Consider the following 24,688-nt stretch of genomic DNA (forward strand, 5'->3'; position numbering starts at 1 on the left):
GCCACTTTTCTCTTGAAAAGCCGCCGCAGCCACCGGTTTCAGTCGTCCTTGCCGCCCAGGCGCGGCAGCGAGTCGCCTTCACCCAGGGACAGCAGGCCGGCCTGGGTGTAGATGGCCAGCTTGTCGCGGGTGTCGATGATGTCGAGGTTGCGCATGGTCAGCTGGCCGATGCGGTCCAGCGGGGTGAAGGCGCCTTCGACTTTTTCCATGCTCAGGCGTTCTGGCTTGTAGGTCAGGTTGGCGGAGACCGTGTTGAGGATCGAATAGTCGTTGCCGCGGCGCAGTTCGATGGTCACCTCGCCGGTGACGGCGCGCGCCACCCAGCGCTGGGCGGTTTCGCGCAGCATGATGGCCTGCGAGTCGAACCAGCGGCCCTGATACAGCAGGCGGCCCAGCTTGCGGCCGTTGTCGCGGTACTGCTCGATGGTGTCTTCGTTGTGGATGCCGGTGATCAGGCGCTCGTAGGCGATGAACAGCAGTGCCAGGCCCGGGGCTTCGTAGATGCCGCGGCTCTTGGCTTCGATGATGCGGTTTTCGATCTGGTCGCTCATGCCCAAGCCGTGGCGTCCGCCGATGCGGTTGGCTTCCAGGATCAGCTCGACCAGGTCGTCGTAGGTTTTGCCGTTCAGGGCGACGGGCCGGCCTTCCTCGAAACGCACGGTGACTTCCTCGCGCTTCACTTCAACCTCGTCCTTCCAGAACGCCACGCCCATGATGGGGTTCACGATCTTCATGCCGCTGTCCAGGTTCTCGAGGTCTTTCGCCTCATGCGTGGCGCCCAGCATGTTGGAGTCGGTCGAGTAGGCTTTTTCGGCCGACATCTTGTAGCCGAAGCCGGCGGCGGTCATGAAGGCCGACATTTCGGCGCGGCCGCCCAGCTCGTCGATGAAGAGCTGGTCCAGCCAGGGCTTGTAGATCTTCAGGTTGGGGTTGGTCAGCAGGCCGTAGCGGTAAAAACGCTCGATGTCGTTGCCCTTGTAGGTGCTGCCGTCGCCCCAGATGTTGACGTCGTCCTGCTTCATCGCGGCCACCAGCATGGTGCCGGTCACGGCGCGGCCCAGCGGTGTGGTGTTGAAGTAGGTCACGCCGGCGGTGGAGATGTGGAAGGCGCCGCACTGCAGCGCGGCAATGCCTTCGGCGGCCAACTGTTTACGGCAGTCGATCAGCCGGGCTTTTTCGGCGCCGTACTCCATGGCCTTGCGCGGAATCTCTTCGTAGTCGGGCTCGTCGGGCTGGCCGAGGTTGGCGGTGTAGGCGTAGGGCGTCGCGCCCTTGAGTTTCATCCAGTGCAGGGCTGCGCTGGTGTCGAGGCCGCCGGAAAAGGCGATGCCGACTTTCTGGCCGATGGGGAGGTTCTGGAGAATGGTGCTCATGACGGGTTTCCCGGGATCAACCGAAGTGGCAGATGTAGTGATAGGCCTCGCCGACACGGATGTCGAAGGACGAGTTGCCCGGCACGCTGAATTTTTCCCCCGCCACGGACTTGAGCCAGGCGTCGCTGCCGGCGAGTTTGTACTCGCAGGCGCCGGCCACACATTCCATGATCTCGGGCGCGCCGGTCTTGAAGGTCAGTGTTGAAGGCAGCACCACGCCGACGGATTTTTTGGTGCCGTCGGCAAAGGTGATGCCGTGGCTCACGCACTTGCCGTCGAAATACACACTGGCTTTCGTGGTGACGCTGATGTTGTCGATTTTTTCTGTAGTCATGGTGGTGTGAAAGAGGGCGATAAGAACATCCGGCAGCCGGGCCGGGATGCAAAGCGCCTGATTTTAGGTCACCCGGACCGCCGGCACGTGGCGGACGGATCCTGACGGGGCAAGGGCCCTGAATCCGTTCGGCTATTTCAGGCGTATCACGAATGCAGGACAATCACGTCCATGAAAGCAGAAAGCCCGGATACCCAATTGATCGCGCTCATTGACCGCGTGGCTCTTGCCGACGAATCGGCGCTCAGGGAGCTGTATGAACTCACCTCTTCCAAGCTGTATGGCGTGGCGGTGCGTGTGGTCAGCAACCGGAGCTGGGCCGAGGACGTGCTGCAGGAGGCCTTCATCAACATCTGGCGCATTGCGGGCGACTACAAGGCGACGCTGTCGCCGCCCATGGCCTGGCTCTGCCTGATCGTGCGCAGCCGGGGGCTGGACTTTCTGCGGCGCCGCAACTCCGACCGGGCCGATGCGGTGCAGGAGCTCGACGATGTGATGTCCGACACGCTGGAGGGCGACTCCGCCAACCCGATGGACACCGCGCTGGCGGGCGAGCAGGCCTGGGCCCTGCACCAGTGCCTGAGCCAGTTGGGCAACAAGCAGCGCGAGGTGGTGAGCCTGGCCTACCTGCGCGATTTGAGTCACGGCGAGCTGGCCGAGCAGCTCAAGCTGCCGCTGGGCACCGTGAAGACCTGGATACGCCGCGGCCTGGAGCAGTTGCGCGGCTGCATGGCCCGGTTTGCATGAGATGAAGCCGATGTCTGTTGTGTTTGCTCTGTTTGTTCCCGTTGCGTTGCGGCGGGAAACTTCTGAAGAAGGTGGTGTATGAACCTGACCCGCAATCCCGCGCTGATCGATCAGCTGGCGGCCAGTTATGCGCTGGGCACCTTGCGTGGCGGTGCACGGCGCCGGTTCGAGGAACTGGCGCGCACCCATGCTTCGGTGCGCGCCGCCGCGCTGATCTGGCAAGGGCGCATGGCGTCGGTCACCGAACTGCAGGCGCAGCAGGCGCCCAGTCCGGCGGTCTGGAAACGGATTGAAAACCTCATCCAGGCGGACAAGCAGGCACGGGCCATGCAGGCCGCGCGGCAGGCGCCCGCGGGCCGGGCCAGCGCGGGCTGGTGGGCCAGCCTGGGCTTGTGGCGCGGGGCTTCGGCAGCGGGTGCCATGGCAGCCGTGGCGGCCGTGGTGGTGGGCGTGAACCTGAATACCCAGCTCAATGGCCAGGTCCGGGAGTTGAGTGCCAAGCTCGCGGCCACGCCTGAAATCCAGTACGTTGCCGTTCTGGCGGATGACAAGGCGGCGCCCTCGGTGCTGGTGACCTACGACCCCAAACACAGCCAGTTGCAGCTCAAACATGTGGGCCAGTTCCACCCCGGGCCCGACAAGTCCCTGCAGCTGTGGGCACTGCCCCAGTCGGGCGGTCCCAAGTCGCTGGGTGTGCTGGGTGACGGAGCCGTGGTTCGCCTTCCCGCGCGCAGCGGCGAGGTCAATCAGGTACCGGCGCTGGCCATCAGCCTGGAGCCCAAGGGCGGCGTTCCAGCGGGCAGTGGACCGAGCGGGCCGGTGCTGTTCAAGGGTGCGCTGCTCCAGACCACGCTGTAAAGCCGGAAAGCGCTTCAGGCCGCAGCGGCCGGCACCAAAAAAGGGGCTTGAAGGCCCCTTTTTTATCTGACTGGCTCAACGCCAGTGGCGGTGCCCGTAGCCGCCGCGGCTGTAACCGAAATTGAGCGACACGCCCACCGGCGGGTAGTAGGGCCGCGGGTAATAACCGGGGTAGGCGACCACCGCCGGCTGCACATAAACCGGCTGCGAATAAACCGGTTGGGCGTAGACAGGTTGGGCATAGATGGGCTGCGAATACACCGGCTGGGCTGGCTGGGCATAACCCTGCTGAACACCGGCCTGCGGCGCAGGCATCGCGCCCACCGGCGTGACCTGCAGCCGCACATAGAGGCCGGGGTCACTGGGCATCTGCACGGTGTGCTGCTTGTCGGCGTATTCGTAGACCACGTTGTAGTGGGTGGTGCGGTTTTCGTAGGACATCTGGGTGCCGCACTGCTGCACGTTCTGTACCTGGCTGCGGTTGCCTTCGATGTTGTTGCCGACCATGGCGCCGCCGACCAGGCCGATCACGGTCGCCAGGGCGCGCCCGCCGCCGTCACCGATGGCATTGCCCATCGCGCCGCCGGCCAGGGCGCCCATCACGGCGCCAGCGCCCGAGGGCGGGGCTTCGGTGACCATGGGCTGGATGCTGCAGACCTGGCGCGGCACGCTGACCTGCTGGACCACCGGGGTGCTGGAGATCACGCGTGCCAGGATGTCCATGGCCGAGGCGTTGACGGCGAACAGCCCGGAGGCTGCGGCAACTGCCGATAAAACAAGTGTTTTTTTCATGGTGCAAATCCCTTTTCAGCCGGCTGGAAGAGGCCCGCCCGGGGAGGCCAAAAGAACGGCTACCAGTTTAATGATTCAGAGTGGATTTGGCGCACACAAGTTCAGTAAAGCCCTGTAAAGCTGGCCCGGGATCCGGCCGTTTCAAAGCCGTTCAGACCAGCTTTTTTCGTCAAAACCGACCGTGATCTGCGTACCCCAGTCCACCACCGGGCGCTTGATGACGCTGGGCTGCGCCAGCATCAGGGCTTGGGCGCTAGCCGCGTCCACCGTGGCGGCCTGCAACGGCGGGTCCAGCTTGCGCCAGGTCGTGCCCTGGCGGTTGACGAGTTTTTCCCAGCCCACCGCGCGCTCCCAGGCGGCCAGGCGGTCTGCCGGCACGCCCTGTTTTTTGAAGTCATGAAAAGTGTGGGCAACATCGTGCGCGGCCAGCCAGGCGCGGGCTTTTTTGACAGTGTCGCAGTTGGGGATGCCGTAAACAGTGATCATGCGCGAATTTTCGCATGGTTTGGCATCAAATGGGCCTTGATCCCTTGTAGGGAGGGCGCTGATAGCTATTGATTTGATAGCTATACAACCCCATCCGGCGTACGGGCGGGGCGGCGGCGCCACGGGACGCGGCGCAGCAGCGGCGACAATACGGCTTCCATGGACAAGCCCAACACCCTCGACGACTGGCTCGCGTACTGTGAGCGCCTGCACCCCCACGCCATTGACCTCGGACTGGACCGCGTCCGCCGCGTGGCAGAACGCATGGCGCTGCGTTTTGACTGCCCGGTCATCACCGTCGCCGGCACCAACGGCAAGGGGTCGAGCTGCGCCATGCTCGAGGCCATCCTGGGGCAGGCCGGCTACCGCACCGGTGTCTACACCTCGCCGCACCTGGTGCATTTTGAAGAACGCTGCCGTATCCGCGGCGAGATGGCCAGCGCCGACCAGCTGCTGCCGCACTTCGAGCGGGTCGAGGCCTTGCGCGGTGACATTTCACTGACCTATTTCGAGTTCACCATGCTCGCCATCTTCAGCCTGATGGCCGCGGCCGGACTGGACGTGGTGGTCCTCGAAGTCGGGGTCGGCGGGCGGCTCGACTCGGTCAACATCATTGATGCCGACTGCGCATTGATCACCAGCATCGACATCGACCACACCGAACTGCTGGGCAAGGACCGTGAAAGCATAGGCCGCGAGAAAGCCGGCATCATGCGCGCCGGCAAGCCCGTGGTGGTGGGCGACCCGGTGCCGCCGCAAAGCGTGATAACCCACGCCGCCGAAGTGGGCGCCGACCTGTGGCGCCTGGGCCATGACTTCAACTTTTCCGGAGACAAGCAGCAGTGGGCCTGGGCCGGCCGCGGGCGGCGTTACGCCGGCCTGGCCTACCCGGCGCTGCGCGGCGCCAACCAGCTGGTCAATGCCTCGGGCGTGCTGGCCGCGCTGACGGCCCTGCGCGACCGCCTGCCGGTGACCGCGCAGGCGGTGCGCAACGGGCTCGGCATGGTCGAACTGCCGGGGCGCTTCCAGATCATTTCCGGCCAGCCGACGCTGGTGCTGGACGTGGCGCACAACCCGCACGCGGTGGCGGCGCTCACGGAGAACCTTGACGCCATGGGTTTTTACCCCTGCACCCACGGCGTGTTCGGCGCCATGGCCGACAAGGACCTGGCGCAGATGCTCAAGCGGGTGGGGCCGCTGGTCGACCGCTGGTATTTCACCGATCTGCCGACCGCCCGCGCCGCCAGGGCCGAGGATTTGCTGGCCACGTGGCGGGCGCTGAACCCGCGCCAGGATGCCCGTGCCAGCGTGTATGCCGACCCGGTGCAAGCCCTGCAGGCTGCCGTCGCCGCAGCAGACCCCGCTGATAGAATTGTGGTCTTCGGATCGTTCTATACGGTGGGGGGTGTTTTGAAGGACGGCCTGCCGCGTCTTTTCGCTCCGCACGCTGCGCCTGAGCGCCACGCTTCATCAACCGATACCTAACGTAACGGATACCGTCATCGCCATGCCGTTTTTCAACTTTCGCCGGGGCCAAGCCTCTGCTGCAGCCGGGTCTGCCGCCCAGACCGAGAGCGTGGAAGTGATGCGCAAACGTGCCAAGCACCGCCTCATCGGTGCGGTGGTGCTGGTGCTGGCCGGGGTGGTCGGTTTCCCCCTGTTGTTTGACACCCAGCCGCGCCCGGTGGCTGTTGATATTCCGATCGAGATCCCTGCCAAGAGCGGCGTCAAGCCGCTGGTGATGCCGGCGCCGGCCACCACACCGGCCGTTGCAGCCAGTGCCGCAGCTGCAGTCAGCGACAAGGTGGCCACGCCGTCCAGCCTCTCGCCCCGCGAAGAAATCATCACGGAAAAAAAGGCCGAGGCGGCCGCTGAACTGGCGCAGGATGCTATCAAAAAAGAAGCAAAACACGAACCGAAACCGGAACTGAAGCCAGAACCCAAACCCGAGCCCAAGGTCGCGGCCAAAACGCCCGCAACGGCGCCTGCTGGCGACGAGGGCGCCCGTGCCAAGGCCCTGCTCGACGGCAAGGCGCCCGCCGCCAAGGCCGTGCCGGCCGAGGCGGAAGGCCGGCTGGTGGTGCAGGTGGGCGCTTTCGCCGATGCCGACAAGGCCCGCGAAGTGCGCCAGAAACTGGAAAAGGCAGGGCTCAAGACTTACACCCAGGTGGCTGACACCAAGGACGGCAAGCGCATTCGCGTGCGGGTCGGGCCTTTTGCCAGCAAGGCCGATGCTGACAAGGCCGCCGGCAAGATCAAAAGCCTTGATTTGCCGGCCGCTGTCCTGACTTTGTAGGTTCGTGTCGCGTGCTGGCTGTTGCGGACTGGGCGTTTCTGGGAGTATTGGTGGTGTCGCTGATCATCGGCGCGTGGCGGGGGCTGGTCTACGAGATCCTCTCCGTCCTCGGCTGGGCGCTGTCGTTTTACATCGCGCAATGGTTTGCGCCAGAGGTCGCTGCCGTGCTGCCGCTGCAGAGTGCGTCCGATCTGGTGCGTTTCGCCGCGGCCTTTGTACTGATTTTCATTGTGTCCGTGTTTTTGGCGGGCCTGCTGGCGGTGTTGTTCAAGAAGCTGGTGGAGGCCATCGGCCTGCGGCCGGTGGACCGGACCCTGGGGGCGGCTTTTGGCCTGGTGCGCGGGGTGATCCTGCTGCTGGCGGTCACGGTGGTCGTCAACATGACCGCCTTCAAGGCCAGCGCCTGGTGGCAGGAGTCCGTTGGCGCCGGGGTGCTGACGGCGGCGGTCCAGGGCCTGAAGCCGGTGTTGCCGGAACAGTTTGCAAAGTACCTCTGATCTCTAATGATTGGCGAATTGATGAATGGAAATCTATGTGCGGAATAGTTGGCGTTGTCAGTAACGCCCCGGTGAACCAGCTGATTTACGACGGGCTGCTCCTGCTGCAGCACCGCGGTCAGGATGCGGCCGGGATTGTCACGCAGCAGGGACGCAAGTTCTTCATGCACAAGGCCAAGGGCATGGTGCGCGACGTCTTTCGCACGCGCAACATGCGCGCGCTGCCGGGCAACGTGGGCCTGGGGCAGGTGCGTTACCCGACGGCCGGAAACGCCTTCAGCGAGGACGAGGCCCAGCCGTTTTACGTCAACGCGCCGTTTGGCCTGGTGCTGTCGCACAACGGCAACCTGACCAATGCTGCCGAACTCAAGGCCGAGCTGTTCAACACCGACCACCGCCACATCAACACCGACAGCGACTCCGAAGTGTTGCTCAACGTGCTGGCGCACGAGCTGGAGAAAACCACGCGCGGCCTGCCGCTCACGCCCACCGACGTGTTTGCGGCCGTGCGCGGCGTGCACAAGCGCATCAAGGGCTCGTATGCTGTCGTGGCGCTGATTGCCGGCCACGGCCTGCTGGCTTTTCGCGACCCCTTCGGCATTCGCCCGCTGTGCATCGGCCACGGCCAGAACGACAGCGGCAACACCGTCATGGTGGCCAGCGAGTCGGTGGCCCTGGAAGGCACGGCCCACCAGTTCGAGCGCGACATCGCGCCGGGCGAGGCGGTGTTTGTGGACATGGACGGCAAGGTCCACGCCGAGCAGTGCGCCGAGCACCCGCAGCTCATGCCCTGCATTTTTGAATTCGTCTACCTGGCGCGGCCCGACTCGGTGCTGGACGGCATCTCGGTTTACCAGGCGCGCCTGAACCTCGGCGAGACGCTGGCCAAACGTGTGGTGTCCACCGTGCCGCCCAACGAAATCGACGTGATCATTCCGATCCCCGAGTCCAGCCGCCCGAGTGCGACGCAGCTCGCGCACTTGCTGGGCATTCCCTACCGCGAGGGGTTTGTGAAGAACCGTTATGTGGGCCGCACCTTCATCATGCCGGGCCAGGGCGTGCGCAAAAAGTCCGTGCGGCAGAAGCTCAATGTGATCGCCAGCGAGTTCAAGGGCCGCAACGTGCTGCTGGTCGATGACTCCATCGTGCGCGGCACCACCAGCCGCGAGATCGTGCAGATGGCGCGTGACGCCGGCGCGAAGAAGGTCTACCTGGCCAGCGCCGCGCCGCCGGTGCGTTACCCCAACGTCTACGGCATCGACATGCCGACCGCGGCCGAACTGGTGGCGCATGACCGCACGGTCGAGGAAATCCGCATCGCCATCGGCTGCGATGCGCTGATCTACCAGGACGTCGAAGGCATGAAACGCGCCATCGGCTCGCTCAATGGCAAGCTCGACGGCTTTGACGCCTCGTGTTTCGACGGCGTCTACATCACCGGCGACATCACGCCCGAGAGCATTGCCAAAATGAACGCGCAGCGCGTTGACAGCAGCGAAGAGGGCGATGTCGATGTCTCGCGCCTGGCGCTGCCTAACCCGCAGGAAGCCTGAGCATGGCCGGCAAACAACTGCCCGACAACCTGCACCGCGACACGCTGGCCGTGCGCGTGGCGCTGGAATCCAGCCAATACGGCGAACACTCCGAAGCGCTCTACCTGACCAGCGGTTTTGTGCAGCCCGACGCCGAAACCGCAGCCCGGCGTTTTGCCGGCACCGAGGACGGCTACACCTACGGCCGCACCTCCAACCCCACCGTCACCAGCTTCGAGCGTCGGCTGGCCGCGCTGGAAGGCACGGAAGCCGCCATCGGCGCCTCGACCGGCATGGGCGCGATCCTCATGATGTGCATGGGCCTGCTCAAGGCCGGCGACCACGTTGTGTGTTCGCGCTCGATGTTTGGCTCCACGATTGCATTGATCGGGCGGGAGTTCGGAAAATTTGGCGTTGAGACCACCTTTGTCTCGCAGACCGATGTGAGCGAGTGGAAGGCCGCGATCAAGCCCACCACCAAACTGCTGTTCGCCGAAACACCGACCAACCCGCTGACCGACGTCTGCGACATCACGGCGCTGGCCGATCTCGCACACGGCGCCGGTGCGTTGCTGGCGGTGGACAACTGTTTCTGCACGCCGGCCCTGCAGCGTCCCGCTGAACTGGGCGCCGACCTGGTGATCCACTCCGGCACCAAATACCTCGATGGCCAGGGCCGCGTGATGGCCGGGGCGATCTGCGGCCCGGCCAAGCTGATCGTCGATGTGTTTGGCCCGGTCGTGCGCACCGCCGGCATGACGCTGTCACCCTTCAATGCCTGGGTCGTGCTCAAGGGGCTCGAAACACTGGGCATCCGCATGCAGGCGCAGTGCGCCAATGCTCTGGCCGTGGCGCGCTGGCTGGAAACGCAGCCCGGCGTGGCGCGCGTTTATTACCCGGGTCTGGCCTCCCATCCGCAGCACGAACTGGCCATGCGCCAGCAGTCGGGGCAGGGCGGGGCGGTGGTGTCCTTCGACGTTGTGGGTAACGACCCCGACACTGCGCGCGCCAATGCCTTTCATGTCATCAACAGCACCCGCGTGCTGAGCATCGCCACCAACCTCGGCGACACCAAGACCATCATCACCCATCCCGGCACCACCTCGCACGGGCGCCTGACCGAAGCCCAGCGGCAGGCCGCCGGCATCGGGCAAGGCCTGATCCGCGTGGCGGTGGGCCTGGAGCATATTGAAGACATCAAGGCCGACCTGCAGCGGGGCCTGGGCACCCTGACATGACACCAAAAACAAGAACGCGGTTTGCGCCCTCACCGACAGGCTTCATCCACCTTGGCAACATCCGCTCGGCGCTCTACCCCTGGGCGTTTGCGCGCGCCACCGGCGGCGACTTCATCCTGCGCATTGAAGACACGGATGTCGAGCGTTCCTCGCAGGCCGCGGTGGACGTGATCATTGAAAGCATGCGCTGGCTGGGCCTGGACTACGACGAAGGCCCTTACTACCAGATGCAGCGCATGGACCGCTACAAGGCTGTGCTGGCCGAGCTGCAGGCCGCAGGCCATGTGTACCCCTGCTACATGAGCATGACCGAGCTCGATGCCCTGCGCGAAAAGCAGATGGCCGAAAAACAGAAACCCCGCTACGACGGCACCTGGCGACCCGAGCCCGGCAAGACCCTGCCATTGGCTCCCGCAGGCGTGTTGCCCGTGTTGCGTTTCAAAAACCCGCAGGGCGGCGCCGTGGTCTGGGACGACAAGGTCAAGGGCCGCATCGAGATCAGCAACGACGAGCTCGATGACCTCGTGATCGCGCGGCCCGACGGCACGCCGACCTACAACTTCTGCGTGGTCGTTGACGATCTCGACATGGCCATCACCCATGTGATCCGCGGCGACGACCACATCAACAACACGCCGCGCCAGATCAACATCTTCCGTGCCTTGGGCAAGGACGTGCCGGTGTATGCCCACCTGCCGACCGTGCTCAACGAGCAGGGCGAAAAAATGAGCAAGCGCCACGGCGCCAAGGCGGTCACGCAGTACGCCGAAGAAGGCTACCTGCCCGATGCCATGGTCAACTACCTGGCGCGCCTGGGCTGGAGCCATGGTGACGATGAAATCTTCAGCCGCGAACAGTTCCTGCAATGGTTCAACCTTGACCACCTCGGCAAAAGCGCGGCGCAGTTTGACGAAGCCAAGCTGCGCTGGGTCAACGCCCAGCACATCAAGGCCATGGCCGACGACAGGCTCGCGGAACTGGTGGTGCCCTTCCTTAATGAGCATGCGCTCGCTGGCCTCGATGCAAGCCGGCGCGTGGCCGCCTGCGCCTTGCTGAAAGACCGTTGCAGCACCCTGGTGGAACTGGCCGACTGGATGGGCGTGCTGGTCAGCCATGAGCCGGTCAGCGCGGAAGACATCCAGGCCCATGTGCCGGCCGATGTGGCGCCGGCCGTGTACCAACTCGCCGAGTTGCTGGCCAGCTGCGAGTGGAGCAAGCCGGCGATCGCGGCCGCCATCAAGCAGGTGCTGCTGGACAAGGGCCTGAAGATGCCGCAACTGGCCATGCCGGTGCGGGTACTGGTCGCCGGGCGCCAGCAAACACCGTCGCTCGATGCTTTTTTGTCGTTGATGGACAGGGAAAACGTGATTGCGCGTCTCGTCCACTTGAAAAGGCTCTGATTTTCGGGCTATAATTCAAGGCTCGACGATTGCAAGGAAACTTGCAACATGGGGGTATAGCTCAGCTGGGAGAGCGCTTGCATGGCATGCAAGAGGTCATCGGTTCGATCCCGTTTACCTCCACCATCAAATGGTCAGGAAGTTTTTGAATAGAGTTTTTTTGGCAGGTCTTTGTGTAAAAACAAAAAACCTGCTGACGGAAGTTCCAAGGTTTAGACCCTATCGTCTAGAGGCCTAGGACACCACCCTTTCACGGTGGCTACAGGGGTTCGAATCCCCTTAGGGTCGCCAAAATTCTTCACAGCGATGTGAAGCACAAGGCACAAGTTGATAACAAGCCTGCGCAAGCAGGTGACTTGGCTCGCAAGAGCGAAAGTTGTCACTACCAGGAGTGGTAGTTCAGTTGGTTAGAATACCGGCCTGTCACGCCGGGGGTCGCGGGTTCGAGTCCCGTCCACTCCGCCAGTATTGAAGGGTTTGCTGCTATGAAAATAGAAGCAAACCCTTTTTGCTTTGAGCTTCCCTTCGCGCAAGTGCTTCAGGAACTGACAGCCGCCGCGCGAAACGTGGAACGAAGCCGTGTCAACACCGCTTGCTTCAGGATGGCGCATCATCCGGCGACGCCACAAGCACCTCCACGTTCAACTTTTCGAGTTGGTCCCTGATGTCCTGGTCAATGCCTGCATCGGTGATGATGCGCGTCACTTTGTCCAGATGGGCAATCCGGAAGATGGCCTGAGAGTGGAATTTCGACGAGTCCACCATCACGGTGACAGTCTGTGCCGCGTCGATGAAAGCCCGGTTCATGGCAGCCTCCTCTGGCGAAAGCATGGCGATACCCCCCGAAGGCGAGATGCCGTTGACGCCAAGAAAAGCGGCACGAACCGAGATGTCGTCAAAGGTGCCGGGCGCAGGACGGCAAACGGTCGCCATTTTCTTGAAGTCAACGGTGCCTGGCAAAAGATAGACGGAAGCATTCCGGCTTCTGGCGAACTCCATGGCGACCGTCAGTCCGTTGGTCACGACATGCAGGTTTTGATGACCGCGCAGGGCCTCGGCCAAATGCCGTGAGGTTGTCCCCGCGTTGACCAGAATGCAGTCGCCGTCAGAAACATGCTGCGCGGCGAGCTCGGCGATCGCCCGTTTTTCCCGGACATTTTCCCGCTCGCGTTCCGCGTAGCTGATGCTTTCGTAACGGGCCCAACCCTCGGCAATGACCTCGCCGGAAACGGCGCCACCACGGGTTCGCTCAACCAGCCCCCGTTCATGGAGTTCGATCAGGTCGCGCCGGATCGTGATGGGCGAGGTCTGAAACCTGTCGGCCAGCGTGTTGACTTCGACGACCCCACCGCTTTGCAGCAGGGCAATGATTTCCTTGTGACGGGCGGCTTTGAGCATGCGGGATCCAGGGTGAAAGATTTTGGGTATTAGAAACCAGAAACAAACAACAGAGAACACTTTTTATCTGCCATGGATGCTATTTTGGTCATGAAATTGACATTTTGTGTTCGTAATATCCAAGTTATGAACACAATCGCTCAGTTTCGAGCAATCATTTTCGACGTCGATGGCACCCTGTTTGATACCCTGCCATCGCTTTCAGCAGCTGCCAACAGTGTGCTGGTGCAGGCCGGCCTTCGCGAAGTCTCCACACCGCTTTTGCGCGCGGCGCTCAACGAAGGATTGAGGCCGATGTTCCGCCAGTCCATTGCCCTTCAGGCGTCTCCGGTGGAGCCGGGATTGGCGCGCCAGCTTGAAGAAGAGTACCTGGACCAGTACATGCAGCGATGGCTGCCGGCAGCACCTCTGTTTGACCACGTGCACGAGGCATTGCTGGCGCTCAAGGCGCTGGACATGAAGCTGGGCATCTGTACCAACCGGGACCGGGCTTCGACTGACGTTTTGTTGACGCAGGCTGGCATTGCCGGCCTTTTCGACATCGTTGTAGGGATGGGAGATGCGCCACGTCCCAAGCCCGCCGCAGACCCTCTGCTCATGGTTCTGGAGCGTATGGGAATACCGGCCGCGGCGGCCCTGCTTGTGGGTGACTCCTACATGGATGCCTCTTGCGCCCGTCTGTCGCAGGTTGGCTTCGCCGCCCATCTCGGCGGATATGCAGTGCACCCCAGTGACCTGTTGCCCAACATGACGAGTTTCAGCGACTACAACGAGTTCACAAGCTGGGTGCTCGGCCGCCAATCAGCCAACAAGGAGGCTTGCCATGCCTGATATTCACATCTCCGGACTCACCAAGCAATTCGGCAACACCAAGGTCATCAAGGGGCTGGACCTGACCGTCAAGGATGGCGAGTTCCTGACGCTGCTGGGCTCGTCGGGCTGCGGCAAGTCCACCTTGCTTAAATTGATTGCCGGGCTGGACCAGCCCGATTCAGGGGCGATCCGCTTGGGCGAGCGCGACCTGCTGGCCTTGTCACCCAGTCAGCGCGACTGTGCCATGGTGTTCCAGTCGTACGCGCTGTATCCCCACATGACGGTGGGGGGCAACATCTGCACGCCATTGCTGATGCGGGGCCTCGGTTTCTGGGGGCGGCTGCCGGGTGCGGGATTGTTTTCGGCCAACACACGCCGCATCAAGACCGAGGCGCAGGCGAACGCCCGCAAGGTGGCGCAGAGCCTCGGTATTGATGGGCTTTGGGAACGAAAGCCCGCGCAACTGTCCGGCGGTCAACGTCAGCGCGTGGCCCTCGCACGCGCCATGGTGCGCAGACCGGCCGTTTTCCTTTTTGACGAACCGCTGTCCAACCTCGACGCCAACCTGCGCCAGACACTTCGCGGGGAAATCCGTCAGCTTCATGACCAGTTGGGCGTGACGTTCATCTACGTCACCCACGACCAGCATGAAGCCATGTCCATGTCGGACCGTGTCGCGGTGATGCGGGAAGGGCGCATTCTGCAGCTCGGAACACCCGAGGAAATCTATACACGGCCCGCCAACCTCGACGTTGCCCGCTTTGTGGGGGCGCCGCGCATCAACCTGCTCGACGGGGAAGTCGGAGCCCATGGCGTCGTGTGGGCACAAGGCCGGCTGGTCGGTCATTCACATGGCAAGACTGGCCCCTGTCGCATTGCGTTCAGGCCCCAGGCCGGGACACTGGAGGCCGTGGACGGACTGGAAGTTCAAGGCACGTTGGTGAATGTGGAATACACCGGCGCCGAACTGATTGCATCGCTCCAGGTCGATGGCATCGAAGACGCCTGCGTATTTTGTTTCCCCGCCAACAGCCCGGCGATCCGGGTGGGCCAGGCGCTTCGGGTTTCGGTGCCCTTTGGTGAAATCCATCTGTTCGATGCCGATGGCCAGCGCCGGTCGTTTGAAGCCCTCCCGCCTGTCGTGAGCAAAGCCGCCTGAGGCAGGACCATGCGAGTCAATCCGCTCCACACCGCCCTGTTGCTCACCCCAGCGACGGTCCTCATCATGATGCTGCTTGTGGTGCCCGTCGCCATCGTGGCGGTCATGTCCCTGACCAACTGGCAATTTGGCGCCGCGACCCTGGATTGGGTCGGGCTGGCGAACTACCGCGAGCTGATGGCCGACCCGGTCTTTCAGAAATCGATTTCCAACACACTCACGTATCTGGTCGTGGTGACATTGGGTTCGATAGCCATCGGCCTGGGGGCGGCCCTGTTGATTGAATCGGACACCCAACTCCGTACCTTCTACAGAACGGCATTTTTCATGCCGGTGGCCTCCACCCTGATCGCCATGGCGGTTGTCTGGCAATTTCTGCTGCACCCCAGCGTGGGCCTGGTCAATCAGGTGCTTGAATTGCTGGGCATGGAGCCGCGCAACTGGCTCCATGACCGCCGGTCCGCGCTTTACTCGCTCGCCGCGATTGGTATCTGGCAGATGTCCGGACTGGCCCTTGTCCTGTTTCTGGCGGGGCTCAAGAGCATTCCCCAGGACATCCGCGATGCCGGTGCCCTGGACGGCATCGAACATCCCCTGGACCGCTTCCGGCGCATCACCTGGCCGCTGCTGGGTCCCACCACGCTTTTTGTCGTCACCGTCTGCGCCATCCGGTCGCTGCAGGTGTTCGACACCGTGCATGTGTTGACCAAGGGCGGCCCCAACAAGGCCACCGAAGTTTTGCTCCACACCATTTATTCGGAAGGCTTCAGTTTTCTCCGCATGGGGTATGCCAGTGCGATGACGGTGGTGTTCATTGCGGGCATCTTCTTTCTCACCCAGCTGCAGCACCTGGCCATGGAACGAAAGACCCACTACTGATGAAGCGTCCATCCATCCTCTTTCGCAGCTTTCGCCATCTGGTGTTGATGACCGGTGCAGCCATCTTCCTTGCCCCGTTCATCTGGATGGTGTTGACCTCCCTGAAGCCGGCCGACGAGATTTTCACGAGGGAATTCTCCCTGTTGCCAAGCAGGCTGGCATTGGTTGAAAACTACACGCAGGCGCTGACCAAGGTGCCTCTGCTGCGATATCTCTGGAACGGCGTGGTTGTCTGCGCGGCCATTCTGATCCTGCAGATCGTGGTGGCGCTGCCGGCGGCTTATGCCTTTGCCAAGCTCGACTTCCGGGGCAAGACCTGGGCCTGGCGGCTGGTGCTGCTGGCGCTGATGATTCCCCATCAGGCCACGGCTATTCCCATCTACGTGATGCTGCATCACCTGGGCCTGCTCAACACCCTGTCGGCCCTGATTGTGCCGTTCATCATCTCGGCTTTTGGCATCTTCCTGATGCGGCAATTCTTTCGCACGGTGCCAGACGACCTGATTCACGCCGCGCGCCTGGACGGCATGAACGAACTGGAACTGGTCTGGCGGGTGATGCTGCCGACCGCGATTCCGGCCCTGTTTGCCTTCTCCATTTTTTCCGTGGTGTGGCACTGGAACGACTATTTCTGGCCACTGCTGGTCATCGCCTCGCCCGAGCTCGCCACGCCGCCACTCGGAACCATGTTTTTCCGCAACGAAGAGGCCGGCACCAATTACGGCCCCCTGATGGCGGGCACGGTGCTGATCACCGCGCCGCTGGTTTTGTTTTTTATCGCAGCGCAAAAGCGCTTTATTGAAGGTGTGACGCTCACCGGCGTCAAAGCTTAGTTCATCCATCCAGGAGTAAACCCATGAAACGTGTTTTTCTGAAATCCATCGCGGCCGCCGTGCTAATGACCTGTGGTTTGGCGCAAGCCCAGCAGCCGGTTGAAATCGTGGTCGACTATGCCATTCCGCAGCTCTTCAAGGAAGTCCACGAGAAAATCGCCCAGGACTTCATGGCGAAATTCCCGCAGTACAAGGTCACTTTCCGCGCCCCGAGCCCGGGCTACGAGGAAGCCACCCAGCAGTCCCTGCGCCAGGCGGTCACCAACCAGCTGGCCGACGTGTCCTACCAGGGGCTGAACCGCCAGCGCATCTTCGCGGACCGCGGCATCGCCGTCGACATGACGCCCTTCATCAAGGCGGAAAAAGACTGGTCCCAGATGGGATACGACCAGGCGCTGCTCTCGCTGGGCCAGGTCAACGGCAAGCAGGTTGGCATCGGCTTTGCGCTGTCCACGCCCATCGTCTATTTCAACGCCGACCTGATTCGCAAGGCCGGCGGCAACATTGACCAGTTCCCCGCCACCTGGGACGGCATCTTCGAGCTGGGTCGCAAGGCCAAGGCCAGCGGCCCCGGCACGCACGGGTTTCATTTTGACTGGGACATCACCGGCAACTGGATGTGGCAAGCGCTGGTGTTTTCGAACGGCGGCACGATGCTGAGCGTTGACGAGAAGAAGGTGGCTTTCGACGGCGCGCCCGGCAAGACAGCCATCCAGACCCTGGCGAAGATGGTCAACGAGGGGACGATGCGTGATGTGTCGACGGCCACCTCGCGGCAGGACTTCGTGTCCGGCAATCTCGCCATCTGGTCGCACTCAACGTCCAACCTGGGCAGCGTGATGAAGGAGGTCGGCAACCGGTTCGAGGTGCGTACCGCGCGCTTCCCGATCCAGCCAGGTGTTGGGCGCCTGCCTGCCGGTGGCAACGTGGCAATGATCTTTGCCAAGGACCCGGTCAAGCAGAAAGCCGCGTGGGAATACATCAAATTCGCCACGGGCCCCCTGGGCGCCACGTCGATGGTGAAGGCAACGGGCTATTTCCCCGCCAACCTGATTCCCGCCAACGACGCCACCATGCTCAAGCCGTTTTATGAGAAGAACCCGAACTACCTCACGGCCGTCAAGCAACTGCCCGTCCTGACGGGTTGGTACGCTTTCCCCGGCGAAAACGGCCTCAAGATCACGGACGTCATCAAGGACCGCCTGCAGACCGTGGTGTCGAAAGCGGCCCAACCCGAGGCCGCACTGGCCGACATGAGCAAAGCTGTGCAAGCCTTGCTGCCACGCTGATCAGGGGATGTTGTGCTGAAGTTCATTCACATCACCGATACACACCTCGTCGAACAGGGACATGCCCTTTATGGGCTGGACCCCGCCAAACGGCTGGCGCGTTGCCTGGACAGTGTCATCCAGGACCATGCCGACGCCAAGCTGTGCGTGGTCACCGGCGACCTGGCGCATGTGGGCCATCGGGACGCCTACCGCCAGCTGTCCGAGCAGTTGGCCCGGCTGCCGATGCCTGTCCTGCCCATCTTGGGCAACCATGACAACCGCGCCAATTTCCGGGAATTTTTTCCGCAGGTACAGACCGATACGAACGGTTTTGTTCAGTATGAGGCGCCCATTGGCGAGTATCGCGGCATCTTCCTGGACACGAACGAACCCGGTGTGAGCCACGGCGTGCTCTGCGAAAAACGCGCCCAATGGCTGGCCGACCGGCTGGCGGAGGATGACCGGCCGGTGTTGCTGTTCATGCACCATCCGGCGTTTCCCCTGGGCATTCCCTCCATGGACCGCATTGCCTTGCTGGAGACCGGGCCTTTTCAGGCGGCGCTGCAAGGGCATACCCAGCGCATCAGGCATTTGTTCTTCGGACACATTCATCGGCCCATCTTCGGCAGCTGGCGCGGCATCCCGTTTTCAACCATGCGTGGCACCAATCACCAGGTGGCCCTGAGACTGGATGAAACAACGAATGTTCCAGGCAGCCATGAACCACCGCAGTACAGCGTGGTCCTGCTCCAGGAGGAGTCCGTGACGGTCCACGTGCACGATTTTCTGGACAGAAGCGATCGGTTCTGGCTGGGCGAATGAGCCCATGAAATTTCATGCGGCCGCGAGCCCGCACAGACATTGGACATGTGTGAAGCCGCGCCATGGCGCGGCGGGCCATGCCGCATGAATTTCCCCGTTCAGTGCCCGGTCGGGCAGTAGCTGTTTTTCGGTTCTTCGCCGCGCAGGTACTGCAATTCCTCTTCCTCGGTCGCCTTGCGCACCGTCGCCAGCTTGGCTCGGTCGCCGTACAGGTCTTTCAGGGTGTCCGTCATTTTCTGGAACGGATCGTCGTTGGGGCCGAAGGCCCTGAACCAGCGGCGCGCACGGCCTTCGTAGTGGAAGTCCACGACCCAGATGACGGACGTTTTGAAAAATTCAGCCATGCGAATGTGTGATCCGGTGAGGATGACCGGCCGGGACGGTGTCGTCCCTTGGCCGGGTGATTTGCCATTGTAGGCAGGTGCCGGCGACGGAGGGGGCATGCGATGGCCGGCGTTTTCATGCCGCCGGGAGCAGGGCGCCTGCGGACGCGGTAACCTTCGTCAGGTCATTGCCGGAAATATAAACAGGTGCGCCGATCTTTTCGTCGAACCGTCCATCAGGGAGAAAAAAATGAACCGGGATTTTGTCATGCGTCTGCTCCACGAGCGGATGGACCAGGCGGACCTGTCCGAGGGGCGGGTGTTTGACATGGGCACGCTGGCCGAGGTGCTGATCAACGAGCTGGCGGAGAGCTGGGAACAGATTCCCGAGCGCACCCGCGCCGTCATGATGGGCGCTGCGTTTGACCTGGTGGTACAGAACCTGAAGCTGCAGGAGGCCGACATCGAGGCGGCACTGGTGATTGAAGGCTTGAAGAGGAAATAGATCGCAGGTCCGGCCGGTCAGTCTTCGCGCAGTTGCTTGTCCAGCGCCCGCTTGTCAGCGTGCCGGGTGGCCGAGCGCGACTTGCGGTGCGCACCCGCCTTGCGTTTCGCTGCCGGCACGACCAGCGGGTTGCGCGGCCGGGTGGCCTTCAGCTTGATCTTGGTTTTGCGTGCGGAACTCATCGGGGAATTTTAAGCAAACCGGTGGACAGCGCCGTGCCGCAGACGATGACCACGGCGCACAGCAGCATCCAGAGCGTGACGGCCTCGCCGAGAAACAGCACGCCGTAGAACACGGCAAACACCGGCACCACAAAAGTCACGGCCAGCGCGCGCGCCGGGCCGGCGGTCTCGATCAGCCGGAAGTACAGGATGTAGGCAATGCCGGTGCAGAGTACGCCGACCACCAGCAGGGCCAGCCAGGCGCTGCTGCTGGGCATCTTTGCCGGCCACAGCCACAGGGCCGGCAACGCCAGGCCCAGGGTGGCGCCGATCTGGCTGCCCGCGGCGGTGACCAGCGGCGGCAGGCCGGTCAGGTAACGCTTGGTGTAGCTGGCCGACAGCGCGTAACAGATGCAGGCCAGCAGGCAGGCCAGCACGGCCCAGCCCGGCGCCACGCCCGAGGCGTCGGGCTGGAAGGTGGCCTTGTCCCAGGCCAGCATGGCGACCCCGGCAAAACCGACCACCAGGCCCAGCAGGCGCGAGTGGTTGGGCTTGTCCTTGAGCCAGAGCCAGGCCACGAGTGCGCCGAACATCGGCACGGTGGCATTGAGGATGGCCGACAGGCCGGTCGTGATCGACAGCAGTGCAAACGAAAAGCAGACAAACGGAATGCCGGAATTGAACAGGCCCACCAGAAAGACATGGCGCCAGTTTTTCACCAGGGTCGCGCCGAGCCTGCGCAGCAGCACCAGCGGCAACAAAAAGGCCGCGGCAATCGCGACCCGCACGGCGGCGGTGGGCAGCGGGCCGAACTCGACCGTGCCTATGCGCATGAACAGGAAGGACGAGCCCCAGATGGCGGCCAGCAGCACGAAGTCGATGGCCCAGTGTTTCGGGCGAGCGCCCGCGGTTGCACTTGCAGATGTTGACCTCAAGGCCGGTGCTCCTGAAGAACGCCTTCGAGCTTGAGCAGGGCGGTTTTGCGGTCCAGCCCGCCGGCGTAGCCGGTCAGCGCGCCGTTGGCACCCATCACGCGGTGGCAGGGCACGATGATGCTGACTGGGTTGCGGCCCACGGCGGCACCCACGGCGCGCACGGCGGCCGGTTTGCCGATGCGCCGGCCCACTTCGCCGTAGCTGGCGGTGCCGCCCTGGGGAATGTCCAGCAGCGCCTGCCAGACCGATTGCTGGAAAGCGGTGCCATGCGCCAGGTCCAGCGGGACGTCAAAACGGCTGCGCTGGCCCGCGAAGTAGGCGGTGAGTTGTTGCATCACTTCTTTCAGGACGGGATGATCGGGATCGCTGGGCCATGTCGCTGTGCGCCGCGAAGCGACAGGCGTGGGGTCTTTTTCTCCACCAGCCGGGGCCGCGGAACCGGCCTTGGCCTGTCCTGAGCCTGCCGAAGGGCCGGGCCGCAGGCGCAGCGCCCCCTCGGGGGGCAGCGAGGACACGTCAGTGCCGAGCGTGGGGGTCAACAATTCAGGCGGCAGGTGGCGCTGGCCCTCAAACCAGAGCCCGGCCAGGCCCCGGTGGGTGGCGGCGATGATGATGGTTCCGAGCGGACTCTGGAAACGTGTCTGGACGATGGAGGTGTCGAATTTCATGGGGGCTCCCGGGAGTGTCTCTCATTGGCGCAAGCGCCGGCGAGGTGTGGTTGCATGTGTCAAGTGGGTTGTATGCTTTTTATGGTGCCAGCCCTTGCTGTACGGGCACCATCAGCTATCAATTGCGTAGCATCTGGCGGAGGGGCGGCCTGCATCGTGCCGCTCCAGGCCCGGATCACGGCGTAGCTGCGCCAGGGCTTCCAGGCCAGCGAGGCGAGTTCGGCTTCCTTGGCCGGGTGCTTCAGCCCCTGCACACCGAGCGCCTTGTGCAGGGCCACGTCGCCGGCCGGAAAGGCGTCGGGCCAGCGCAGCGCCCGCATCGCGATGTACTGCGCCGTCCAGTCGCCAATGCCGGGCAGGGCCTTCAGCGCGGCGATGGTGGCATTGACGTCGGCGCCGCCGTGCAGTTGCAGGCGCTTGTCGGCCACGGCCTGGGCGATGCCGACAATGGCGGTTTGCCGCTGTTTGACGATGCCGAGCTGGCCCAGCGCGTCGCCGCTGGCCTGCGCCAGCACCGCCGCGGCAGGAAAAAGCCGCGTCAGCGCGGGCCAGGGGGTTTCGATCGGTTCGCCGAACTTGTCCACCATGCGCTGCGCCAATGTGCGCGCCGCCGCCACCGTGATCTGCTGGCCCAGCACCGCACGCACCGCGAGTTCATAGCCGTCCATCGCGCCGGGCACGCGCAGGCCGTCGCCGCCCGGAAAACCGGCGTGCAGCACGGCGTTGATGGCCTGCGGGTCGGCGTCGAGGTCCAGCATGGCGCGCAGCCGCCGTATCACCAGCGGCAACACTTCGCGCAGCGAGTCGCTGATGCGCAGCACGACGTGGCAGCGGCTTTCGTTAAAGCTGGCGTGGATCCAGCCGGCGTGCACCTTGCCGCTGACTTCGACGCGAAAAGTGCGTCCCATCCCCATGCCGCCTGCGCCATCAGCTACAAATTCAATAGCGTTGATCTGGCGCTTGCTGAAAAAACCCGTCATCGCGGCCACGTCGTAGGGCGGGCGGTAGCCCAGCCTGACGGTGATGCCGGTGTCCGGCGAGGTGGCGCCCTGGCGCCGCATCTGCGTCGGGTTCAGGCCGTAGTGGCCGACAAAGGCCGCGTTGAAGCGCCGCACGCTGGCGAAGCCGCTGATCAGCGCCACCTGCGTGACGGGCAGGGCGGTGTCGGCCAGCAGCTGCTTGGCCGTCAGCAGCCGGCGCGTCTGCAGGTACTGCATGGGCGACACGCCGAACTGCGTCTCGAAAATCCGCCGCACGTGGCGGTCGCTGACCCCCAGCTTGGCGGCCAGGCCTGCCACCGTGGGTTCGAATGTCACGGGCGTGCGCCGCGAAGCCGTTCTCTCTTCACCAGCCGGGGCCGCGGAACCGGCTTCGCCGGGCCGCAGGCGCAGCGCCCCCTCGGGGGGCAGCGCAGTACGCGAAGCGACAAGCGTGGGGGCCATATCTGCCCAGGCCTCCGGCTCGTCGAGCAGGCGGGCCGCCTGGTGCGCCAGGATGTAGGAGGCGTCCTGGATGGACCAGACCACCGAGTGGGGCGCCAGCTCGGGCCGGCAGCGCAGGCAGGGCCGGAAGCCCGCGTTTTCGGCCTGGGCGGCATGGCCGAAGAAACGGCAGTTCTCGCGTTTGGGCGTCTTGACGCTGCAGACCGGCCGGCAGTAAATGCCGGTGGAGGTCACGCCCGTGAAAAAGCGGCCGTCAAAGCGGGCGTCCCGCGCTTTCAGCGCGAGGTAGCAGGCGTCGTCGGCGAGAGGGGTGGCATCCGGGGTCATGGGCTCGATGATACGTGGCGGGCGGCTTTTGACTAGCCGTTTTCGGACATCTCCCGCGCGCGCCCGGCGCCTACAATCGGCGCTGTTTCGCAACCCCAGGAGTGCCCACCCCATGCAGCTTGACGCATCCATTTTCAAGGCTTACGACATCCGCGGCGTGGTGCCCTCCACCGTCAACGAACCGGTCGCCGAGGCCCTGGGCCGGGCTTTCGGCAGCATCGCCCTGGCCCAGGGTGAACAGACGGTGGCCGTGGGGCGCGACGGGCGCCTCAGCGGGCCGGCCCTGAGCGCGGCGCTGATGCGCGGCCTGGTGGCCAGCGGTGTGGATGTGGTTGACATCGGCATGGCCACCACGCCCATGCTTTATTTCGCGGCCAGCACGCTGGCCAGCTCCGGCATCCAGATCACCGGCAGCCACAACCCGAAGGACTACAACGGCTTCAAGATGGTGCTGGCCGGCCGCGCGATTTACGGCGAGGACATCCAGGCCCTGCGCCGCAGCATGGAGGCCGAAGGCTGGGCCGCGCCGGCCCGCGCGGGGCGCATCACCAACGTCAATGTGCTCGCGGCCTACCGCGACCGCATCGTGGCAGACATCAAGCTGACACGGCCCATGAAAATTGTCATCGACTCCGGCAACGGCATTGCCGGGGCCTCGGCGCCCGGCATCTTCCGCGCGCTGGGCTGCGAGGTGACCGAGCTGTTCAGCGAGGTCGATGGCACGTTTCCAAACCACCACCCGGACCCGAGCAAGCCGGAAAACCTCAAGGACCTGATCACCGCGCTGCAGTCCGGCGACGCCGAGCTGGGCCTGGCCTTTGACGGCGACGGCGACCGGCTCGGCATCGTCACGCGCGACGGCAACAACATCTACCCCGACCGCCAGATGATGCTGTTTGCGCGCGATGTGTTGTCGCGCGCGCCGGGCGGCGCCATTGTGTTCGACGTGAAGTGTTCGCAGCGCCTGGCCCCCGAGATCGAGGCCGCCGGCGGCGTGCCCATGATGTACCGCACCGGCCACTCGCTGATCAAGGCGAAGATGAAGGAAGTCAATTCGCCGCTGGGCGGCGAGATGAGCGGCCACATCTTCTTCAAGGAGCGTTGGTACGGCTTTGACGACGGCACCTACGCCGGCGCCCGCCTGCTGGAAATCGTGAGCCGCGCGCCCGACGCCGGGGCCCTGCTCAATGCCCTGCCCACCAGCTTCAGCACGCCCGAACTCAACGTGGCCTGCCGCGAGGGCGAGCCGCACACCGTGGTGGACGCCCTGGTGTCCCTGGCCATGGAGGCGATGCGCGATGCCGGTCCTTCGCCGGCGGGTCCCGATCCCTCGGGCGGCAGCGCCCTGCGCGAAGCCCTCAACGCCGGCGCCAAGATTTCGACGATAGACGGTGTGCGCATCGACTGGGCCGACGGCTTCGGCCTGATTCGCGCCTCCAACACCACGCCGGTGCTGGTGCTGCGTTTCGAAGGCCGCACACCTGAGGCGCTGGCGCGCATCCAGGCCGACATGCTGGGCCTGCTGCGCAGCGTCAAGCCAGATGCCAGTTTTGCGGCGGCAATGCACTAGATGTTGCCCCCACGGTCGCAACATTCCGT

General features: G+C 63.8%; 26 protein-coding genes and 3 tRNA genes. 19 read left to right on the forward strand and 10 right to left on the reverse strand.

Going from position 1 to position 24,688, the window contains the following annotated elements; all coding sequences use genetic code 11:
• Positions 1–38 precede the first annotated feature (38 nt).
• Both argG and B7G52_RS01135 read right to left on the reverse strand, forming a co-directional pair.
• The gene (argG, locus tag B7G52_RS01130) at positions 39–1,373 is read right to left on the reverse strand and encodes an argininosuccinate synthase (RefSeq protein ID WP_096695587.1); all 1,335 of its coding nucleotides are present in this window, start codon (positions 1,371–1,373) and stop codon (positions 39–41) included.
• Between the two features lie 16 nt (positions 1,374–1,389).
• Positions 1,390–1,707: a pyrimidine/purine nucleoside phosphorylase gene (locus B7G52_RS01135; protein WP_096695588.1), complete on the reverse strand. Its 318-nt coding sequence runs from the start codon at positions 1,705–1,707 to the stop codon at positions 1,390–1,392.
• A 171-nt stretch (positions 1,708–1,878) separates the two neighbouring features.
• Here B7G52_RS01135 and B7G52_RS01140 point away from each other — a divergent pair, with 171 nt between their 5' ends.
• Both B7G52_RS01140 and B7G52_RS01145 read left to right on the forward strand, forming a co-directional pair.
• Entirely contained in the window at positions 1,879–2,454 is a 576-nt protein-coding gene (locus B7G52_RS01140) for an RNA polymerase sigma factor (RefSeq protein WP_096663409.1), read from the forward strand.
• A 78-nt stretch (positions 2,455–2,532) separates the two neighbouring features.
• Positions 2,533–3,312 (forward strand): anti-sigma factor domain-containing protein, encoded by a 780-nt coding sequence (locus tag B7G52_RS01145; RefSeq protein ID WP_096695589.1) that lies wholly within the window; start codon positions 2,533–2,535, stop codon positions 3,310–3,312.
• 75 nt (positions 3,313–3,387) lie between these two features.
• Here the strand turns inward: B7G52_RS01145 and B7G52_RS01150 are convergent, their stop codons facing one another.
• Positions 3,388–4,104: a glycine zipper 2TM domain-containing protein gene (locus B7G52_RS01150; protein WP_096695590.1), complete on the reverse strand. Its 717-nt coding sequence runs from the start codon at positions 4,102–4,104 to the stop codon at positions 3,388–3,390.
• A gap of 141 nt (positions 4,105–4,245) precedes the next feature.
• On the reverse strand, positions 4,246–4,590 hold the full coding sequence (locus B7G52_RS01155; RefSeq protein ID WP_096695591.1) for an ArsC family reductase: 345 nt from the start codon (positions 4,588–4,590) through the stop codon (positions 4,246–4,248).
• A gap of 159 nt (positions 4,591–4,749) precedes the next feature.
• Here B7G52_RS01155 and folC point away from each other — a divergent pair, with 159 nt between their 5' ends.
• From folC to B7G52_RS01200, 9 genes are all read left to right on the forward strand, one after another.
• Positions 4,750–6,075: a bifunctional tetrahydrofolate synthase/dihydrofolate synthase gene (gene folC / locus B7G52_RS01160; RefSeq protein ID WP_096695592.1), complete on the forward strand. Its 1,326-nt coding sequence runs from the start codon at positions 4,750–4,752 to the stop codon at positions 6,073–6,075.
• Between the two features lie 22 nt (positions 6,076–6,097).
• Positions 6,098–6,886 (forward strand): SPOR domain-containing protein, encoded by a 789-nt coding sequence (locus B7G52_RS01165; RefSeq protein ID WP_096695593.1) that lies wholly within the window; start codon positions 6,098–6,100, stop codon positions 6,884–6,886.
• Positions 6,887–6,900: 14 nt separating this feature from the next.
• Entirely contained in the window at positions 6,901–7,383 is a 483-nt protein-coding gene (locus tag B7G52_RS01170; protein ID WP_096695669.1) for a CvpA family protein, read from the forward strand.
• A 35-nt stretch (positions 7,384–7,418) separates the two neighbouring features.
• Positions 7,419–8,936 (forward strand): amidophosphoribosyltransferase, encoded by a 1,518-nt coding sequence (gene purF / locus B7G52_RS01175; protein ID WP_096695594.1) that lies wholly within the window; start codon positions 7,419–7,421, stop codon positions 8,934–8,936.
• A gap of 2 nt (positions 8,937–8,938) precedes the next feature.
• Positions 8,939–10,153 carry an O-succinylhomoserine sulfhydrylase gene (locus tag B7G52_RS01180; RefSeq protein ID WP_170954648.1) on the forward strand — a complete coding sequence of 405 codons (1,215 nt, stop codon included), beginning with the start codon at positions 8,939–8,941 and terminating at the stop codon, positions 10,151–10,153.
• A complete protein-coding gene (gene gltX / locus B7G52_RS01185) occupies positions 10,150–11,553 on the forward strand; it encodes a glutamate--tRNA ligase (RefSeq protein WP_096695596.1) in 1,404 nt (467 codons plus the stop codon). Before B7G52_RS01180 ends, gltX begins: the two co-directional genes overlap by 4 nt.
• Before the next feature lie 50 nt (positions 11,554–11,603).
• Positions 11,604–11,679: transfer RNA gene (locus B7G52_RS01190), tRNA-Ala, on the forward strand.
• Positions 11,680–11,768: 89 nt separating this feature from the next.
• A tRNA-Glu gene (locus B7G52_RS01195) sits at positions 11,769–11,844 on the forward strand.
• A 97-nt stretch (positions 11,845–11,941) separates the two neighbouring features.
• Positions 11,942–12,018 (forward strand) — tRNA-Asp (locus B7G52_RS01200).
• Between the two features lie 132 nt (positions 12,019–12,150).
• On the opposite strand, the gene B7G52_RS01205 is transcribed toward B7G52_RS01200, so the two are convergent.
• On the reverse strand, positions 12,151–12,951 hold the full coding sequence (locus B7G52_RS01205) for a DeoR/GlpR family DNA-binding transcription regulator (protein ID WP_096695597.1): 801 nt from the start codon (positions 12,949–12,951) through the stop codon (positions 12,151–12,153).
• Positions 12,952–13,041: 90 nt separating this feature from the next.
• Between B7G52_RS01205 and B7G52_RS01210 the strand changes: the two genes are divergently transcribed.
• From B7G52_RS01210 to B7G52_RS01235, 6 genes are read left to right on the forward strand one after another with little or no spacing between them, the layout of a single operon-like run.
• Positions 13,042–13,782, forward strand: coding sequence for an HAD family hydrolase (locus B7G52_RS01210; RefSeq protein ID WP_205853009.1), 741 nt, complete (start codon positions 13,042–13,044; stop codon positions 13,780–13,782).
• Positions 13,775–14,923, forward strand: a complete 1,149-nt coding sequence (locus B7G52_RS01215) for an ABC transporter ATP-binding protein (RefSeq protein WP_096695599.1) — start codon at positions 13,775–13,777, stop codon at positions 14,921–14,923. The genes B7G52_RS01210 and B7G52_RS01215 overlap by 8 nt, the downstream gene beginning before the upstream one ends.
• Before the next feature lie 9 nt (positions 14,924–14,932).
• Complete coding sequence (locus B7G52_RS01220; protein ID WP_096695600.1) at positions 14,933–15,802, forward strand: carbohydrate ABC transporter permease; 870 nt, start codon at positions 14,933–14,935, stop codon at positions 15,800–15,802.
• Complete coding sequence (locus B7G52_RS01225; RefSeq protein WP_240523269.1) at positions 15,802–16,635, forward strand: carbohydrate ABC transporter permease; 834 nt, start codon at positions 15,802–15,804, stop codon at positions 16,633–16,635. Before B7G52_RS01220 ends, B7G52_RS01225 begins: the two co-directional genes overlap by 1 nt.
• Before the next feature lie 23 nt (positions 16,636–16,658).
• Complete coding sequence (locus B7G52_RS01230; RefSeq protein WP_096695601.1) at positions 16,659–17,924, forward strand: ABC transporter substrate-binding protein; 1,266 nt, start codon at positions 16,659–16,661, stop codon at positions 17,922–17,924.
• 12 nt (positions 17,925–17,936) lie between these two features.
• Positions 17,937–18,728: a phosphodiesterase gene (locus B7G52_RS01235; protein WP_096695602.1), complete on the forward strand. Its 792-nt coding sequence runs from the start codon at positions 17,937–17,939 to the stop codon at positions 18,726–18,728.
• Positions 18,729–18,826: 98 nt separating this feature from the next.
• Here the strand turns inward: B7G52_RS01235 and B7G52_RS01240 are convergent, their stop codons facing one another.
• Positions 18,827–19,072 (reverse strand): hypothetical protein, encoded by a 246-nt coding sequence (locus B7G52_RS01240; protein WP_096695603.1) that lies wholly within the window; start codon positions 19,070–19,072, stop codon positions 18,827–18,829.
• 229 nt (positions 19,073–19,301) lie between these two features.
• Here B7G52_RS01240 and B7G52_RS01245 point away from each other — a divergent pair, with 229 nt between their 5' ends.
• Complete coding sequence (locus B7G52_RS01245) at positions 19,302–19,556, forward strand: hypothetical protein (protein ID WP_096695604.1); 255 nt, start codon at positions 19,302–19,304, stop codon at positions 19,554–19,556.
• Between the two features lie 17 nt (positions 19,557–19,573).
• Here B7G52_RS01245 and B7G52_RS23510 read toward each other — a convergent pair whose 3' ends face one another.
• From B7G52_RS23510 to B7G52_RS01265, 4 genes are read right to left on the reverse strand one after another with little or no spacing between them, the layout of a single operon-like run.
• Complete coding sequence (locus B7G52_RS23510; RefSeq protein WP_170954649.1) at positions 19,574–19,738, reverse strand: hypothetical protein; 165 nt, start codon at positions 19,736–19,738, stop codon at positions 19,574–19,576.
• Complete coding sequence (locus B7G52_RS01250) at positions 19,735–20,652, reverse strand: DMT family transporter (protein WP_096695605.1); 918 nt, start codon at positions 20,650–20,652, stop codon at positions 19,735–19,737. The genes B7G52_RS23510 and B7G52_RS01250 overlap by 4 nt, the downstream gene beginning before the upstream one ends.
• On the reverse strand, positions 20,649–21,320 hold the full coding sequence (locus tag B7G52_RS23920) for a methylated-DNA--[protein]-cysteine S-methyltransferase (RefSeq protein WP_240523270.1): 672 nt from the start codon (positions 21,318–21,320) through the stop codon (positions 20,649–20,651). Before B7G52_RS23920 ends, B7G52_RS01250 begins: the two co-directional genes overlap by 4 nt.
• A gap of 59 nt (positions 21,321–21,379) precedes the next feature.
• Positions 21,380–23,089, reverse strand: a complete 1,710-nt coding sequence (locus tag B7G52_RS01265) for a DNA-3-methyladenine glycosylase 2 family protein (protein ID WP_240523271.1) — start codon at positions 23,087–23,089, stop codon at positions 21,380–21,382.
• Positions 23,090–23,201: 112 nt separating this feature from the next.
• Here B7G52_RS01265 and B7G52_RS01270 point away from each other — a divergent pair, with 112 nt between their 5' ends.
• Complete coding sequence (locus tag B7G52_RS01270; RefSeq protein WP_096695606.1) at positions 23,202–24,659, forward strand: phosphomannomutase/phosphoglucomutase; 1,458 nt, start codon at positions 23,202–23,204, stop codon at positions 24,657–24,659.
• Positions 24,660–24,688 lie beyond the last annotated feature (29 nt).

Source organism: Polaromonas sp. AER18D-145, assembly GCF_002379095.1.
GTDB lineage: Bacteria > Pseudomonadota > Gammaproteobacteria > Burkholderiales > Burkholderiaceae_C > Polaromonas.